General features: G+C 35.8%; 15 protein-coding genes. 6 read left to right on the top strand and 9 right to left on the bottom strand.

Annotation, left to right across the window (positions count from 1 at the left end):
* Positions 1-10: 10 nt before the first annotated feature.
* The 3 genes from MKX53_RS02735 to MKX53_RS02725 all read right to left on the bottom strand — a co-directional run bounded on the left by MKX53_RS02735 (position 11) and on the right by MKX53_RS02725 (position 1,914).
* The gene (locus MKX53_RS02735) at positions 11-658 is read right to left on the bottom strand and encodes a YczE/YyaS/YitT family protein (protein WP_340908878.1); all 648 of its coding nucleotides are present in this window, start codon (positions 656-658) and stop codon (positions 11-13) included.
* An 85-nt stretch (positions 659-743) separates the two neighbouring features.
* Positions 744-1,226, bottom strand: a complete 483-nt coding sequence (ybaK, locus tag MKX53_RS02730; protein WP_340908875.1) for a Cys-tRNA(Pro) deacylase — start codon at positions 1,224-1,226, stop codon at positions 744-746.
* A 16-nt stretch (positions 1,227-1,242) separates the two neighbouring features.
* Positions 1,243-1,914, bottom strand: a complete 672-nt coding sequence (locus tag MKX53_RS02725) for a hypothetical protein (protein ID WP_340908873.1) — start codon at positions 1,912-1,914, stop codon at positions 1,243-1,245.
* 291 nt (positions 1,915-2,205) lie between these two features.
* Between MKX53_RS02725 and MKX53_RS02720 the strand changes: the two genes are divergently transcribed.
* From MKX53_RS02720 to MKX53_RS02710, 3 genes are all read left to right on the top strand, one after another.
* Positions 2,206-2,616, top strand: coding sequence for a hypothetical protein (locus MKX53_RS02720; RefSeq protein ID WP_340908872.1), 411 nt, complete (start codon positions 2,206-2,208; stop codon positions 2,614-2,616).
* Positions 2,617-2,859: 243 nt separating this feature from the next.
* The gene (locus MKX53_RS02715) at positions 2,860-5,049 is read left to right on the top strand and encodes a DNA topoisomerase III (RefSeq protein ID WP_340908871.1); all 2,190 of its coding nucleotides are present in this window, start codon (positions 2,860-2,862) and stop codon (positions 5,047-5,049) included.
* A 200-nt stretch (positions 5,050-5,249) separates the two neighbouring features.
* Positions 5,250-7,238, top strand: coding sequence for a bifunctional diguanylate cyclase/phosphodiesterase (locus MKX53_RS02710; protein WP_340908869.1), 1,989 nt, complete (start codon positions 5,250-5,252; stop codon positions 7,236-7,238).
* Between the two features lie 71 nt (positions 7,239-7,309).
* On the opposite strand, the gene MKX53_RS02705 is transcribed toward MKX53_RS02710, so the two are convergent.
* The 4 genes from MKX53_RS02705 to MKX53_RS02690 form a co-directional block, all read right to left on the bottom strand.
* Complete coding sequence (locus MKX53_RS02705) at positions 7,310-8,614, bottom strand: DUF4179 domain-containing protein (protein ID WP_340908868.1); 1,305 nt, start codon at positions 8,612-8,614, stop codon at positions 7,310-7,312.
* On the bottom strand, positions 8,607-9,125 hold the full coding sequence (locus MKX53_RS02700) for a sigma-70 family RNA polymerase sigma factor (RefSeq protein ID WP_340908867.1): 519 nt from the start codon (positions 9,123-9,125) through the stop codon (positions 8,607-8,609). The genes MKX53_RS02705 and MKX53_RS02700 overlap by 8 nt, the downstream gene beginning before the upstream one ends.
* Before the next feature lie 134 nt (positions 9,126-9,259).
* The gene (locus MKX53_RS02695) at positions 9,260-9,823 is read right to left on the bottom strand and encodes an NADPH-dependent FMN reductase (RefSeq protein ID WP_340908864.1); all 564 of its coding nucleotides are present in this window, start codon (positions 9,821-9,823) and stop codon (positions 9,260-9,262) included.
* Between the two features lie 141 nt (positions 9,824-9,964).
* Positions 9,965-10,723 (bottom strand): NAD(P)H-binding protein, encoded by a 759-nt coding sequence (locus MKX53_RS02690; protein ID WP_340908863.1) that lies wholly within the window; start codon positions 10,721-10,723, stop codon positions 9,965-9,967.
* Between the two features lie 79 nt (positions 10,724-10,802).
* Here MKX53_RS02690 and MKX53_RS02685 point away from each other — a divergent pair, with 79 nt between their 5' ends.
* The 3 genes from MKX53_RS02685 to MKX53_RS02675 are packed head-to-tail and all read left to right on the top strand — an operon-like array spanning position 10,803 to position 13,644.
* Complete coding sequence (locus MKX53_RS02685; RefSeq protein ID WP_340908862.1) at positions 10,803-11,810, top strand: hypothetical protein; 1,008 nt, start codon at positions 10,803-10,805, stop codon at positions 11,808-11,810.
* A 45-nt stretch (positions 11,811-11,855) separates the two neighbouring features.
* A complete protein-coding gene (locus MKX53_RS02680; protein ID WP_175496208.1) occupies positions 11,856-12,044 on the top strand; it encodes an SE1832 family protein in 189 nt (62 codons plus the stop codon).
* A gap of 34 nt (positions 12,045-12,078) precedes the next feature.
* Positions 12,079-13,644 (top strand): ABC-F family ATP-binding cassette domain-containing protein, encoded by a 1,566-nt coding sequence (locus MKX53_RS02675; RefSeq protein WP_093535897.1) that lies wholly within the window; start codon positions 12,079-12,081, stop codon positions 13,642-13,644.
* A gap of 666 nt (positions 13,645-14,310) precedes the next feature.
* On the opposite strand, the gene MKX53_RS02670 is transcribed toward MKX53_RS02675, so the two are convergent.
* Complete coding sequence (locus MKX53_RS02670; RefSeq protein ID WP_093535899.1) at positions 14,311-14,859, bottom strand: RNA polymerase sigma factor; 549 nt, start codon at positions 14,857-14,859, stop codon at positions 14,311-14,313.
* A gap of 484 nt (positions 14,860-15,343) precedes the next feature.
* Positions 15,344-15,802 (bottom strand): DIP1984 family protein, encoded by a 459-nt coding sequence (locus MKX53_RS02665; RefSeq protein WP_340908860.1) that lies wholly within the window; start codon positions 15,800-15,802, stop codon positions 15,344-15,346.
* Positions 15,803-15,884: the final 82 nt, after the last annotated feature.

The following is a 15,884-nucleotide window of genomic DNA, read 5'->3' as shown; positions in this document are numbered from 1 at the left end:
GTGCAGAAAATCAAGATTGATTTTCCACACTCTTTTTCACATACGGTAATGTATAACCGGAAATGGTATATAGTAGTTTTTGAGACAAAGGCAATGAATAATGAACTATCTGTCCAAGCAATAACGCGATAATAATAGTACCTAGTCCAACCGGTCCACCAAGTGCCCAGCCAGCAAGTGCCACAATTATTTCAATTCCGGTTCTTACTTTTTTAATACTCCAACCTGTTTTAGCCATGAGCAACAGCATAAGAGAATCACGTGGACCTGCTCCAACATTTGGAGAAACATAAACCCCTACCCCGACTGCAGTTATAACAACCCCAATAACAAATATAATTATTTGCCCTATATAGCTTGAGATATCAGGTAAAAGCCAGTTAAACACATCAATAAACGACCCTATAAAAAGAATATTTAGCCATGTACCAAGCTGCGGAAATTTCTTCGTTCCAATCATCGTGACCAATACAATCGTGATACCCGTCAAAATTGCCCAAGTCCCGATAGTTAAACCAAGATGATTATATAAACCAACATGAAATACATCCCATGGTCCAATTCCAAATTGCTGTCCTTTAATGGTCATCGAAATTCCCAACGCCATAGTAGTGACTCCCGTAACAAAAAAAATCCAACGCCAAACTAATTGCTTCATTCGAATCCTACTTCCTGTTTCTGAAAACCCCCTAAAAGTCTCCAGTATATAGTAGGTCAATTATAACGGTGTTTTTATCAAATGATTACATTTTAATAATTGTTGCAATTCGCCCATTCGTTAGCTGAAGTAAATCCTGTAAAGTTAGTTTTAGTTGAAGACCTATTCTCCCACCACTTACGAAGATAAAATCAAGACTCTCTGCACTTGCATCTATCCATGTTGGGAATAACTTCTTCATCCCAATTGGGGAGCATCCCCCTCTAATATAACCAGTAGTTGGCTGCAATTCCTTTAACGGCAACAACTCAACTTTCTTCTCGCCTACCACTTTTGCTACTGCTTTTAAATCTAATTCTTTATGTACAGGAATAATACAAACAAAATGCTTATTTGCTCCAGCGGTAACAAGCAGTGTTTTATAGACAACAAAAACGGGATAGCCTATTTTATCTGCTACAGTTACCCCGTCTACTTGATCGCCAGTGAGCTCATATTCTATTATATCGAACGTAATGTTCTGCTGTTCAAGTTTACGCACCGCATTCGTCTTTTGTTTTTTACTCATATTTAGAAGCCCCTTCTTATGCTATACGGAAGAAGCTCGGCTGTTGGTCAGTAAAACCATATTTTTTCATTTGCACTTGAAATGAGTATTTTGCAATTGCTTGCTCTATATATCTTTTTCTCTGTAAATCCTCCCGTTGCACCCCAGGGGATTGAAGATCATATTGAACAGAACGATTAGATACCGCAGCCTCATCTTCTCTTTGTCTTTTTGTTTCAACCCCGATTTGTCTAGTTGCTTCTTGGTTTAATGTAATTTGTGTTTGAACGGTTTGTATTTTTGCAGTAGCATTGGCCGCTAGTCGTAAGTCTTCGGAACTTAGATGATCAGCAGCAAGTGCAGAACTTCTAACTTTCTTCAATAGCTCTATCGTCTTTTCAAGGGTAGGACCGGCTACGGTTTGCACTGGAACTGCTGGTCCTTTTATTTCTAGCATACTTTTGCTGTTTTCTAGTTGCTGAAACTCTTTAACTGCCGCACTTATTTCGGAGGAATCACTTTCTTTTTCCTTCTTCCCAAGTAACAAATCCTCTAAGTCTGCTAATGTAGGATTCTTTTTAGGATAATAATATTCGGCATTTTTACGATAGGCTTGTCCTACATCTTTTCGCTGAAAAGCTTGTTTACGTTGTTCTGCTTCTGCTATTAAGTTCAAAGTACCGTTTCCTGTTGCCCTCACCAACGTCATTCTTCCACCTCTTTCCATATAATTCTCCTTCTAAACATTTTACCACTTTCACAAAATATTCAAACTTACTATTGTCATGTATTTTACATGTATAAAGACTCAAATATTTTTTATACAATTAAAGTTAATTTAGGTCTTTAAACCTACTAAGAGGGGTTTATATTCCAGGAGTAACGATTAAAAAGGACAGCCAGTATAATGTAACAAGAGGACGAAGGCACTTTCCGGATTACTTTAAGACTAACTGGCAGATCGCTCATTTACATAAAAATGAACACATGTAAGAGCGCCATGGATGGAGCCGCAAATCATCAATACAGTGATGCACTTTATCTAACTGATCCAGATGGGAACTGTATTGAGATTTATGTAGATATGCCTCCAAAAAAATGGGAACGTACAAAAGATGTTGGATACGAAGGTGTCTCCTATCCAATTGACTTTGAAAAGCTTGTAGAAGAAGCTAATCCTTCTTGGACTGGTCTTCCTGATAATACTCGAATTGGTCATATGCATTTGCAAGCTGCTGAACTTGAAATCACCGAACAGTTCTATGTAGAAGGTCTTGGCTTTACAATTACGAGTAAAGGAAATGGAAGCTTATTTTTATCAAAAGATAACTACCATCACCATGTCGCATTGAACAAATGGTCTGGAACTGGTTTACCTGCTCCTCCATCAAATTCGAGAGGATTAAAATAGTTTACAATTATCTTTACTCAAGAAGAACTTGAAGAGACAATATCACAACTTAAACGTTTGGAATTCCCTTTTGAAGTAGTTGATGGTTCGATTATAGTGGAGGATCCTTCTCGTAATACTTTACACATAATATCCAACTAATAAATTCGAAGCTTATAAGATAAAAAGATACGTCCATCACTGCAATTGCCATTGTCGTATGATATATTAAATTTTAATGGTAGTTCGAAGGGATGTTATAAAATGAAGAAAAGTATTGTAATTGCAGAGAAGCCCTCTGTAGCAAGAGACATCGCAAATGTCCTCAAGTGTCATAAAAAAGGAAACGGTTATTTAGAAGGTGACAAATATATCGTTACTTGGGCATTGGGACATTTAGTAACATTAGCAGATCCTGAAACTTATGATGTTAAATATAAAACGTGGAACTTGGATGATTTACCAATGCTCCCAAATGATTTGAAGCTAGTCGTTATTAAACAAACAAGCAAACAATATAATGCGGTCAAAAGTCAGTTAGTGCGTACGGATGTCAGTGATATTATCATTGCAACCGATGCTGGTCGTGAAGGTGAATTAGTAGCGAGATGGATTATTGAAAAAGCTAAGGTTAAAAAACCTGTTCAACGACTTTGGATTTCATCTGTAACGGATAAAGCTATTAAAGATGGTTTTCAAAACTTAAAACCAGGTAAAGCTTATGAAAATTTATATCACGCAGCTGTTGCAAGGTCTGAGGCAGATTGGTATATCGGGTTAAATGCAACTCGCGCACTTACAAGTAAATTCAATGCACAACTTTCATGTGGACGTGTGCAGACTCCAACTGTCGCGATTATTGCTCAAAGAGAAAACGAAATAAGAAACTTTAAACCGAAAACATATTACGGTGTGGAAGCACATACAGATCAAAAGTTAAAGCTTACTTGGGTGGACAAACAAACAAATGACTCTCGTACTTTCTCTAAAGAAAAAGTAGAACAAATTGTTTCTAAAGTGGACAACAAACAGGGAACCATCGTAGAGGTCGATAAAAAACATAAGAAAAGCTTTGCACCTCAACTATATGACTTAACTGAGCTCCAACGAGATGCCAACAAAATATTTGGATATTCAGCGAAAGAAACACTTGGTATTATGCAAACTTTGTATGAGCGACATAAAGTGCTAACGTATCCTCGTACGGATTCAAGATATATTTCTACAGATATTGTAGAGACATTACCAGAACGTCTAAAGTCATCTGGCATTGGGCAATATAGACCATTTGCTAACAAAGTATTACAAAAGCCTATAAAAGCAACCAAAGCATTTGTAGATGATAGTAAGGTTTCAGATCACCACGCTATTATTCCAACAGAAGAAACAGTAATACAGTCTAACTTTACAGATAAAGAACGCAAAATTTATGACTTAGTGATTAAACGTTTTATAGCAGTACTTTATCCTCCTTTTGAATATGAGCAAATTACGGTCAAAGCGTCTATTGGCGATGAATTATTTGTAGCAAAAGGAAAAACGATTCTTTCGTCAGGTTGGAAGGAAGTATATGAAAATCGTTTTGATGAGGAAGAAAATACTGAAGACATGAAAGAACAACTACTTCCTAGCATAAATAAAGGCGATAAACTTTCCGTGAAATTAGTTACTGAAACATCAGGACAAACGAAAGCACCGGCAAGATTCAATGAAGGTTCTTTACTTACAGCTATGGAAAATCCGGCAAAGTATATGGGTACACAGGATAAGGAACTAGCTAAAACACTGGATAAAACAGGTGGATTAGGAACAGTTGCTACAAGGGCAGATATTATTGAAAAACTGTTCAATTCATTCCTTATGGAGAAAAAAGGAAAGGATATTTACTTAACTTCTAAAGGGAAACAATTACTTGAATTAGTTCCAGAAGATCTAAAAACCCCTGCTCTTACAGCTGAATGGGAGCAAAAACTGGATGCAATTGCAAAAGGAAAATTGAGTAAAAACGTATTTATTAATGAAATGAAAACTTATACAAAAACAATTGTTAGCAATATCAAAAATAGTGATAAAAAATTCAAGCATGATAATATATCCACAAAAAGCTGTCCTGATTGTGGCAAACCTATGCTTGAAGTGAACGGAAAAAAAGGGAAAATGCTTGTATGTCAAGATCGTGAATGCGGCCATCGCAAAAACGTTGCAAGAGTTACAAATGCCCGTTGTCCACAATGTAAGAAAAAACTGGAATTGCGCGGTGAGGGTGATGGTCAGATTTTCACATGTAAATGCGGGTTCCGCGAAAAATTATCTGCTTTCGAACGCCGGAAAAAAAATTCAGGCGGTAAAGTGGATAAACGCGATGTCCAAAAGTATTTAAAGAAACAAAACCAAGAAGAAGAACCTGTAAATACAGCACTAGCAGAAGCATTAAAAAAATTAAATTTAAAATAATATAAAACTATACATCATTTCCTAACTAGGATCTGATGTATAGTTTTTTCTATCTATTATTTCCACATACCTTTCGACTACTACTCCAATATAATCATAATTACATCATTTTTTTACATTTACATTACTATTTTCTCACCTTTTTTATCCGATAGGTGGTATTATTGACATAATAACACTGAACTTATGAGGTGAAATAGTTGGATATAGCTGTCCCCTTAAATAGTACAATATTAAATACCTCAGAAGATTTAATCATTGTACTGGACGATACTGGCAACATAATAAACATGAATAGTGCGTGGAAAAAGATTGAAACAGTGAATAAATTTGTTCCTCTAATTGTTAAGAACTCAAACTTCACGGACTTATTAGAGTCAACACAGAATTACGAGCAATTGGATTATATTCAACAAATACTGCGTGGAGATACAGATGAATTTCAAAAGAAGTTTACAGTTTCTATAGAACAAAAGCATTATTACTATTTATTTCGTACGTACAAATTGACCCTCTCTTCCAATCGAGTAGGTGCAATTATTATTTACTCAGCATATAAGCAAGAAGTAGTCTCAGAGATGAAGAATATTTTAGAAAGTATGACAGATGCTTTCTTTTCAGTCGATAAAAGTTGGAATATTACATACATAAATGAGTATGGAAAAACCCTACTAAGCCAAGTACTTCCAAGCTTTAACTATAAAAGTACCGAGAGCCCTTCTTTGTTAGAGACAGAATTTTTCCCTTTTCTTCAACAAGTAATGTTAGAACAGGAAACTCGACAACAAGAAATTTTCATCCCATCAATACCAACTTGGTTCGAGGTTAAAGCTTATCCAATAGCAGAAGGTGGTTTGTCTGTTTTTTTCCATCATATAGCCGAAAGAAAAAATATTGAAAAAGATTTAAGGAATTTAGCTTATTTTGACTTTTTAACACATTTACCCAATCGTAGAATGACCTATGACCTCCTACAGCGTAAAATAAAAAACGGTGAGCCTTTTTCATTTTTTTATATAGATTTAGATGGCTTTAAATTGATAAATGATATGTATGGGCATACACGCGGGGATGCAATTCTTGTGGAAATGGCTAATTTTTTTAACCAAACCATCAAAGTAGACAAGGTAGTCTCCCGAGTGGGTGGCGATGAGTTTGTTATTTTCACAGATGAAGTAGATAAAGAAAAATTAAGTATTATTGCAAATAAACTGGTTCAAGACTTCCAAGAAATTTCTGAATCCAAATCAGTACCTTCTATTCCGTTAAGTCTAAGCATTGGAATTTCTAGATATCCTCAGGATGCGTCTAATACCGATTTACTATTTCGTTACGCTAATGTTGCTATGTATACTTCCAAAAAACGAAGTATTAATAACTTCAGTTTCTTTGAATACTCGATGATTGAGGAGATAGAACGTAAGGTCCATATTGAAAATGAGTTACACGGGAATCTAAAAGATACTGCGATTCACTTTGTTGTGCAACCTCAATTCGATTCTACAAATAATGAAGTAATCGGCGTAGAGGTGCTCACTCGTTGGATTCATCCTAAGTACGGCTATATTACTCCTCCAGAGTTTATTGGAATTGCTGATAATAGTGGAAGAATAGAGGAACTCACAAAGTATTTGATCTGCGAGGTGTTTTCCAAAGTTTCTAAATGGATCCAGGACTATGGTTTTAATAAGCCAGTAGCTATTAATATTACTCCGAAGCTACTTGGAAACAGGCAATTTTTTAATGATTTAATTCACTTTATTCAGTTTTATAATATTCCACCACAGATGGTAGATATCGAAATTACTGAGAATGCTAATTTAGACACCGACCAAAATATATTAAGTAATATTGCCTTTTGTCGAAAATATGGAATCCGCTTATCCTTAGATGATTTTGGAACGGGGTATTCTAAGTTAGCAGATCTTGTCGATTTTCCAATCGATAAATTGAAAATCGACAAGTATTTTGTGGATAAAATCGGTAAAGAAACCAATGCAGAGCTTATATTACATACATTTATGAATCTTGCCAAAGGATTAAAATGCGATGTTCTTGCAGAGGGTGTAGAAACAAAAGAGCAGGTCGATTACTTGAATAGCCTTGGTCTTACATATTTTCAAGGTTACTATTTCTCTAAGCCTGTTTCTCTCGAAGAATTTGAACAAACTTACTTAATAAATAACTAATAAACAGGTGAAGAAAAAGCATGTTTTCTTCACCTGTTATTATTACCTATCCAATCTCTATATCCAACCACCTATTTTACTTGGAGCGAAACAGACCCATTTAAGTAATTGGGATAAGCAACGAACTCTATTTTAACTGGGTTAATAATGCTATTTGCATCTATAGTTACTTCTGTAAATTGTTCATCCTGGTCTCCCCAATTGCTTTCCCTTGGTATATCAATTATCTCACCTTTAGCATTTTCCCCTTGAGAAAATAGAGAATACATATGATTCTCTCTTATAGGTCTATATTTCAGTTCAATTGTATTACTACCAACATTTGATATTTCCATTTTTCTATCGGATGGCTGTTCAATGATTTCCTTTTTTGCAAAGTCTACGAGTAAATAGCTTTCCTCTTTAAGGAGTGCTTGCACCGTTTCAAATTTTAAATACAGCTCTTTAGGCTCCTTAAAATAGTTACTTTCTAAAAAATACGTATTTTCTTTATTTTCATTTTCACCGAAGCTAGTTATACCATTTTGAATGGAACTCCATACTTCTCCGTTTTCATCCTCTAATCGCATATCCTCAAACTGCAATATTTTCATATCATTTTCTTCATCAAATTCTAATACAAGGGCTACTCTTAATGGGTATACCTTTATCTTTTTAACTTCAATTCGTTGACCATCCATCTCAACAGTTTTATTTAATGTATATATTTTCCCTGACTTAATTTCTTTTTTTAGTGTAAATGGCACCTTAAAAACCGTTGTCTTATTAACTTGTTCTGCTTCCAATTGAAGTTCAAAATTCATACTTGATAATTGTTTTATATCACTAAAAACAAAACTAAATGTACCTTCTTTTCTATTTCCAGTTTCTTGGTCTGGTGGATCATAACTGATAGCTGCTAATAGCTCCTGACTATTATTTAAAAACTTGATATTCTCATAATCTATATTCTCTAGTGAGTGCGGAGCTTCTAATGTATAAAAAACTTCCGCTCCTGTTTCATCAATAATAATTCCATCTACGGTAAAAGTTATATTATCTTTAACTTGAGCAATACCAATGGCCTCATAATAATCATTCTCGACGATTGCTTTCATTCCTCTGTCCAAATGAAGGAGATGCACGAAACTCTCCATTCCTGGTATTGTTGAAATTGCACTAGCAAATGATGGTGATACACGAATGGATGTCACAAAGGTTAGTATCAGAATTGCTGCAACAGAAAAAGCCCATAGTGTTTTTTTGCGTTTTCTTCTTTTAGCTTTCGCTTGTATTATTCCCCGTTGAATTGCAGTATTTACGAGTTGATCAGGTACAACCACTTGCTCTAGCTTCTTTTTTGTTATGTCTAACATGTCTTCTTCTTTTTCATACATGGCCAGCATCTCCCTTCTCTGATAGGAAATTTCTAAGTGACTTAAGTGCTTTATGAAGCCTCGACTTAACAGTTCCCTCTGGGATTCTTTCTAGTTTTGCAATTTCTTTAATTTTAGTATTTTGAAAATATTTCAGGAATATTAACTGTTGGTCAGCAGTTGATAGGGATGCAATTGCTTCGTTCATTTCTAGGTAGGTAGTATCTTCCTTATATCCTATCGTCTCTAGGATTTCACTTGGACTATCCCTTTTCTTTTTCTTCAACTGATCCTGGCAATAGTTCATCATAATTCTTACTAACCATGTTTTCATATAGGTTGGTTCTTTCAATGTATGTATTTTTTGATATGCTCGAAAGGTTACTTCCTGCATTGCTTCCAGTGCATCATGTTCATTCTTTAAAAATGCATAAGCTGTTCGATATAATGTATCTTTATATAATTGCATTATCTGTAAGAAAGCCTCGTCATCGCCTTTAATGGCTTTCCTAGCAATTTCATTTGTCTCCACTCAGTCACCCCCTTGTCTGCTATACATATTAGACATCGCAAAGCCAATATAGTTCATTTGAATATAATTTTTATTGAAGGATAAATAATGGCCATAAAAAAAGACATCTCTATTTACAGAGACATCTTACATTTTTAGTGGACATCCATCGGTTCCTTAGAAAGGTTTTTGCTCATTTCTGCGTATTGAACAAATACACGAGCAAGCTCTCTTAAACGATCATGTACGTCATTATCGATAATGACATTGTTTTCATCAAAATGACTCTTATGTGTGTAAACATAATTAGGTGTTACTAGGCATCTAAAATAATCTAAAATTGGTTTGAGCTGATTTTCTATGACAAGATGATGTTGGTATGTTCCACCATTGGCAACGATTGATACTGGTTTATAACGCATGGATTTGGGGTGAAGAAAATCAAAGGTATTTTTCAGCACTCCTGGTATAGAACCTTGGAAAATAGGTGATGCGATAATAAAACCATCTGCTTGGTCAAATTTACTCACCAATAGTTTCATATCATCATTGTAGTTTTCAAAGGGACGTCCATCTACAAACTGATGCTCATAATTTGAAAGGCGAATAATTTCTAAAGTGTACTCTGAATTGACTTCTTCTATATAGTCCTTCACTTGTTCTAAGATCACACCAGTTTTCGTACCAATTACCGTTCCGTCTACGAGTAGAATTTTCATATTACAAAAACCTCCTTATTCGTCCTTTATTGTATCAAAAAAAGACGCTAGAATTGTAAAATGAGAACCAATTTATCAAAGTTCATCCTTTTGACGGAGAGGTTATGACGCTTTCGGAAATTTTAATTTTTTTCAGAAATCTTAATCTTTCGAAGTATCTTTATCAACAAAAATATCCTCTCGATTATCCCAATTAAACAACTCTTCTCGTGAAATAGGCTCTACTTCCACTGTCTCAAATGGCTTGGCATTTAAAATGTCCAGTGGTTTATAGACGTTTACACTATTCTTTGTATTATGTAATGCATAATGGTACATCGCAAAAGCGAGCTGTTCCCCTTGAATAGAGCGAAGTCTTTTAAACGGCCCTATTAAAAGAGGATTTAAAAGTTTGAAAACACCTTCTGATAGGCGCTCCCCTAAACGAAATTCTCCTCGATTTCCAGTAAGCAACGAAGGTCTATAAATGAACAGATGCGGTAGGTCTATTGCTAATAACCCCTCCTCCATTCTGCCCTTCACTTGACTATAGAAAAAAGGGGACTTTTTACTGGAGCCGATCGCCGAGATAACGTGAAAATTTGGAATCCCACGTTTTTTGGCTAACGAAGCAATTCTTAATGGATATTCTAAATCTACTCGTTCAAAATTTTCTTTTGACTTAGCTTTTTTCATCGTGGTACCTAGACAGCAAAATAGATCATCTGCAATATCTAAATCGCTTTCTTCTAATTTATCAAAATCCTTAACCTGCACATCAAGTTTGGCATGCTTATAAGTAAAATCTCTTCTTACTATTACTGATACTGCAGCATATTCTTCACTTTCACATAGTTGTTTTACTAATAATTTTCCAGTAAAACCAGTAGCACCTACTACTATAGCCACTCTTTTAGCCATTTTACTTCCCCCCTTTTGTCATAAGCCCCTGTCCATTTCCATACACTTAAAAGATAACTATTGGAAAGGAAGATGTAATATGAAACTAGCTTATATATTAAATACACTGCCACATCGAGGACTTTATCCTGCTGATCGTGCAGTAGCATTACTTTCTTCATTAAAACCAACTAACTTCGAAATTTTTGTGCATAACTCTAATACAAGCCTCATTCAATATTTAAAAAAACAGCAAATCCAACCTCTTTTGTATAGAAATAATTCACACCTAATCGAGGAAATGAAAGTTTTTGATCCTACTTGTATTATGCATGATGGTGGAAATTCGGAAAAGGATCTTATCCGTCGTTTAAAAATGTTCAATAGCACGCTTATTCATTTGGATGACCATGGAGATGGTGGGACATTGGCTGATCTTGTTATTCAATCATTGTATGAAAATCCGAAGGACTTAACGAAAGAGCAATATGTATTTGGTCCTCTTGGCTATATTCCAACCAAAAAAACGGTCTATAATAAAAATAATAACACGATACAGGATCCCCCGCATATAATCGTAAGTTTTCCACATGAAGATCCCGAAAATTTAACTTACCGAACTTTAAGACATCTTGTACAACTTCATATTCCACTTCAGATTAGCGTATTAGTGGACGAACATTACAAGCATGATATACTCGAACTGAAACGATTTGCACTTACACGCAAATCGATAAAAATTATCTCTACGTCAGAACCTGAATCATTCCTTCCAAACGGTGATATAGTAATAACTTCCGGAACATATATGCCATTCCTAGTTGCCCAATTTCAAATTCCTTGCATCGTTCTTTGTGCACACGAAGATGAAGTTAACTACGCGTTCCCTCAGGAAGGACATGGCTTCGCAAACCTAGGACTTGGTAGAAAGATAAAACAATCTTACCTTCAAAATGCGGTGATGGAAATTATCCTTCATGATAATAGAAGAAACGCCTTTATACAAAAGCAGAAACGGTTTGATTTTAGTAATAACTTAGTAGAATTAGTCAAACTGATTGAACAAACCATTGCAAGTTCGAAAGAGGAACAAGAAATCGTACGCTAGGTCCTTTTTTATGCTACAATAAATGCAAAATACTGAAGGTGATCGATGATGACAAAATCACAGCTACAATCAGAAATTGCTGAGCTAAAATTGGACTATATTAACTTGCAAGGTGATATGGAAAAGTTAGAGTCAAATGGCCATCCTACTCAAGTTGAAAATGCTGAACGTAGACTAGCAACAATGGAAGAAAAACTTGCAGAACTAAACAAACAGCTCGCGGAATTATTATAATCCGCAGAGCTTTCTTTTTGGAGGAAATAGATACATGAGCTTATTAGTAGAAAATTTAGGACATACATTCGGAGATCGTACCCTATTTAAGGATGTTTCATTTCGCTTAGTCGAGGGTGAGCATGTTGGACTTGTAGGTGCCAATGGTGTTGGAAAATCAACATTAATGAATATATTAACAGGTGAAATCATTCATGACGAAGGACGTGTAGAATGGCTGCCAGGTACCCATTACGGATACTTAGATCAGCATACTCGTCTACAACCAGGACGTACGATGTTTGATACACTACGCGATGCTTATTTACCGCTTTATAAAAAAGAAGCAGAGTTAAACGAAATTATTGGAAAAATGGCAGAAGCTACTCCCGAGGAGCTTGAAGTGTTATTAGAGCAAATGGCGGACATTCAAGATGCTTTAGATGCTGGTGACTTTTATTCGTTAGATATGAAGATAGAAGAGGTTGCTAGAGGTCTTGGGTTAGATGCTGTTGGTTTGGATCGACCAGTTGAAGCACTTTCTGGTGGTCAGCGTACAAAGGTTTTACTTGCGAAGCTATTATTAGAAAAACCTAAAGTTTTGCTATTGGATGAGCCTACCAACTATTTAGATGAAGAGCATGTAAACTGGCTTTCCAATTATTTGAAAAACTATCCACACGCATTTTTATTGATATCCCATGATACTGAATTTATGAATGGTATCGTAGGCGTTATCTTCCAGCTAGAATTTTCGAAACTGACAAGATACACCGCATCTTATGAGAAATTCTTAGAGCTTGCTGAACTAAACAAAAGACAGCATATTGATGCTTATGAAAAGCAGCAGGATTTCATTAAAAAACAAGAAGATTTTATCGCCAAGAACAAAGCACGATACTCTACGACTGGACGAGCAAAATCTCGTCAGAAACAACTGGATCGAATAGAACGAATTGACCGCCCAGAAACGGCAGCTAAACCAGAGTTTAGTTTCAAGGAATCTCGTAGCCCTAGTCGCTATGTTGTAGAAGCAGAGCATTTGGAAATCGGTTACGACAAGGCTTTACTACCTCCATTGACTTTTTCCATTGAGCGTGGGGAAAAAATTGCCTTAGTCGGAATGAACGGAGTCGGTAAATCGACTTTGCTTAAAACAATTCTTGGAAAAATACCTCCTTTAAACGGAAAAGTAACACGTGGCGACTTTTTAACCCCTTGTTATTTCGAACAGGAAGTAAAAGCTGGAGATATCACACCGATTGAAGCTATTTGGGAAACATACCCAAGCATGGGACAAGCACAGGTACGTGGTGCTTTAGCTCGAACTGGACTAAAAAGCGATCATATCTCTCGTCCCCTTTCAAGTTTAAGTGGTGGCGAGCAAGCTAAAGTTCGTCTATGTAAATTAATGATGGAAGAAACAAACTGGTTAATCTTTGATGAGCCGACCAACCATCTGGATATTCATGCGAAAGAAGAGTTAAAACGAGCTATGAAAGAATTCAAAGGGACAATTGTACTAGTAAGCCATGAACCTGAATTTTATGAGGGGCTTGTTACAAAAGTATGGAACGTGGAAGAATGGTTCTCTACTGGTAAAGAAGTTATTAAAGAGTAACGTTTTGCTATATTATTACCGAATACATTTTTTAGGATGCTGTTGGTTGTGACATCGATCACAACCAACAGCATCCTTTTTTCAGTATTTTTGTGGCGTTTGTCTCTCCTACGCCTTCTTCAACCCTTAGAAACAGATAAGTGCAATTTTGGATAACTAGAGAAAGTATACTGGCTTCCACCTGATTCCACATCGCTACTCTAGCTTCGAAACATGAAAGGCGTTGAAACAAAATCAGTAATTATTCATTCTAAAAAATATGTTTAGCCTATGCACATTGTTTTAAAAAAACCTTCCAAAGTGGAAGGCTCAGTTTGACGACAAAGGTATAATAAATATTCATAAGGGTTTTATTCATCCTATTAAAAGTAAGATATTGAATACTCTATTGGAACTGTTTATAAGGCAAGGTCCACCACGAAGACTCCTGTGGGAATAGCTTGAGCTGAAGACCCCGCAGGAAAGACATTGGTCGAACTTTGTTTGACCAATGTCTTTGCGACGAGTAACCGCAGGAGCATATGTTTTTAGTAGTGACGAGGAGGCTGAACCCAAGCCCACGGAAAGCGAAGTGGTGGGCATTGCCAAGTTTAGTATTCAACTTTATACATCTAAAATTAAGTTTGTCTACAGTCTGAGCCTTCCAAAGTGGAAGGCTCTTACTTTCTACGCAAGTACTAATGAATCTTTTGCAAATTCATCATTCATGATTAGTTCCTTTAAACGCTGTTTAGCACGGAATAGTCTAGATTTTACTGTGCCAATGGACACTTTCATTACTTCAGCAATTTCGATTAATGAAAATTGATGTACATAGAAATACATAACTGTTTTTTGATAGATGCTATCCAATTCGCTTACTTTAGATCGAATCATTTCACCAACATCTTCTTTTTCTAATTGCTCTTCAACGGATAGAACATCCGCTGCTATTAAGTCCAGCAATGAAATATCCAATTGTTCTGGCTGATTGGCTACGTATTTACTACGTCTAACTTGTTTGCGATAGCGATCACGAAATGTATTCATACAAATGGTAGTTAACCATGCTTTGACATGATCTACTTCTTTCATATAAGATTCGTATCTTACGACTTTTACCCAAACTTCTTGCATTAAGTCTTCTGCTTCTGTTTGATTTTTTGTTAATTTCAATGACAAATAATATATGTAACGGTTATATTGCTCGTAAATTTCTTCTAATTGAACCTGCATGTTATTTCCTCCGCTCGGCTTTTCTTTCTTGTTAACTCTATAATGCCAAACTTTAACCTTACCCTCCATCGTATTCTCTTTCAGAAGAATTACAAAGGTGTAAGCCACAATTTAGGAGGATAATAACTATCCATGGCCCTACTCTACTTTTGTTCCACTCTTTTTTACATAATCGTCTTCAACCAATACTAGTTAACTCAGAAAAAGACTGTAGAAAAACTAGAGTTCCTCTAGTTCAACTGCAGTCAAAGAGCCATATGAAAGTCATAACTTATAAAAGTTCCCCTTATCCACCCTCACGAAATGAAAATCAGTACGCGGTAGTTAATTGTTCCAGATAACTTGTACTTGTGTGACAGTACTGGGTGTAACTTGTATTATGAGGAGTTGAACCTCGAGGTTACCCCGAAACCTCTGCCGGTAAGTCCGACTTGACCTGTCGGAAGGTTTGTACTCGCTTTAACATTTCGCTACCAACTTTCGACTATTCGATTACATTAGTAAGCCAATTAATTTCTTGTATTTTAGTATCCAACATTCGATGTTTTCGGGATAGTTCATCCACATATTTCTGCGTATCTTTTACATTGATTGTTGTGATAGATTTAATCTCGGTTCTAGAGTATCTTTCGTGTTGAATGGCAGCAACATCCAGTAAAGCACTATATATCTTCCTTTCTTGACCAAGTAAGTCTCGTTCCGTCAAGGCATCGGCAAGAGATTGTTGCTCACCAAAAGTAGTCAGTAAATTGGTCCGATTTATATTTTTTATAAGCTGTTTTAAGTTACTAAATATTTGATTCAGTTCTTTTGTTAATTCATAAGGATCCTCGTTCGGGGTTTCCCCTTCTTGTATTTTAGCATTTTGAAGTAATCTATTTCTCAACTGTTCAATCCGCTTTTGGTAATCTGATCGGACTATTAGAGCTTCTCCTAATTTCATGCTTATCGCCCCCTATATAATAAAACTATTCGCTTTTCAATAGGGTAAGTCCTCTTTTTCTGAAAAAAATACCTTTGCTATA

The sequence above is a fragment of the Psychrobacillus sp. FSL K6-4615 genome, from assembly GCF_038008225.1.
Lineage (GTDB): Bacteria > Bacillota > Bacilli > Bacillales_A > Planococcaceae > Psychrobacillus > Psychrobacillus psychrotolerans.
The sequence above is the reverse complement of the archived record's forward strand: the minus strand, read 5'-3'. Positions and strand labels throughout refer to the sequence as shown.

What these genes read in the sequence shown, in the direction of transcription:
- MKX53_RS02675 (WP_093535897.1), top strand. Translation starts at nt 12,079, where the DNA reads ATGAGCTTATTAGTAGAAAATTTAGGACATACATTCGGAGATCGTACC.
- MKX53_RS02695 (WP_340908864.1), bottom strand. Translation starts at nt 9,823, where the DNA reads ATGAAAATTCTACTCGTAGACGGAACGGTAATTGGTACGAAAACTGGT.
- MKX53_RS02735 (WP_340908878.1), bottom strand. Translation starts at nt 658, where the DNA reads ATGAAGCAATTAGTTTGGCGTTGGATTTTTTTTGTTACGGGAGTCACT.
- MKX53_RS02680 (WP_175496208.1), top strand. Translation starts at nt 11,856, where the DNA reads ATGATGACAAAATCACAGCTACAATCAGAAATTGCTGAGCTAAAATTG.
- ybaK (WP_340908875.1), bottom strand. Translation starts at nt 1,226, where the DNA reads ATGAGTAAAAAACAAAAGACGAATGCGGTGCGTAAACTTGAACAGCAG.
- MKX53_RS02720 (WP_340908872.1), top strand. Translation starts at nt 2,206, where the DNA reads ATGGATGGAGCCGCAAATCATCAATACAGTGATGCACTTTATCTAACT.
- MKX53_RS02715 (WP_340908871.1), top strand. Translation starts at nt 2,860, where the DNA reads ATGAAGAAAAGTATTGTAATTGCAGAGAAGCCCTCTGTAGCAAGAGAC.
- MKX53_RS02685 (WP_340908862.1), top strand. Translation starts at nt 10,803, where the DNA reads ATGAAACTAGCTTATATATTAAATACACTGCCACATCGAGGACTTTAT.
- MKX53_RS02670 (WP_093535899.1), bottom strand. Translation starts at nt 14,859, where the DNA reads ATGCAGGTTCAATTAGAAGAAATTTACGAGCAATATAACCGTTACATA.
- MKX53_RS02690 (WP_340908863.1), bottom strand. Translation starts at nt 10,723, where the DNA reads ATGGCTAAAAGAGTGGCTATAGTAGTAGGTGCTACTGGTTTTACTGGA.
- MKX53_RS02705 (WP_340908868.1), bottom strand. Translation starts at nt 8,614, where the DNA reads ATGTATGAAAAAGAAGAAGACATGTTAGACATAACAAAAAAGAAGCTA.
- MKX53_RS02725 (WP_340908873.1), bottom strand. Translation starts at nt 1,914, where the DNA reads ATGACGTTGGTGAGGGCAACAGGAAACGGTACTTTGAACTTAATAGCA.
- MKX53_RS02665 (WP_340908860.1), bottom strand. Translation starts at nt 15,802, where the DNA reads ATGAAATTAGGAGAAGCTCTAATAGTCCGATCAGATTACCAAAAGCGG.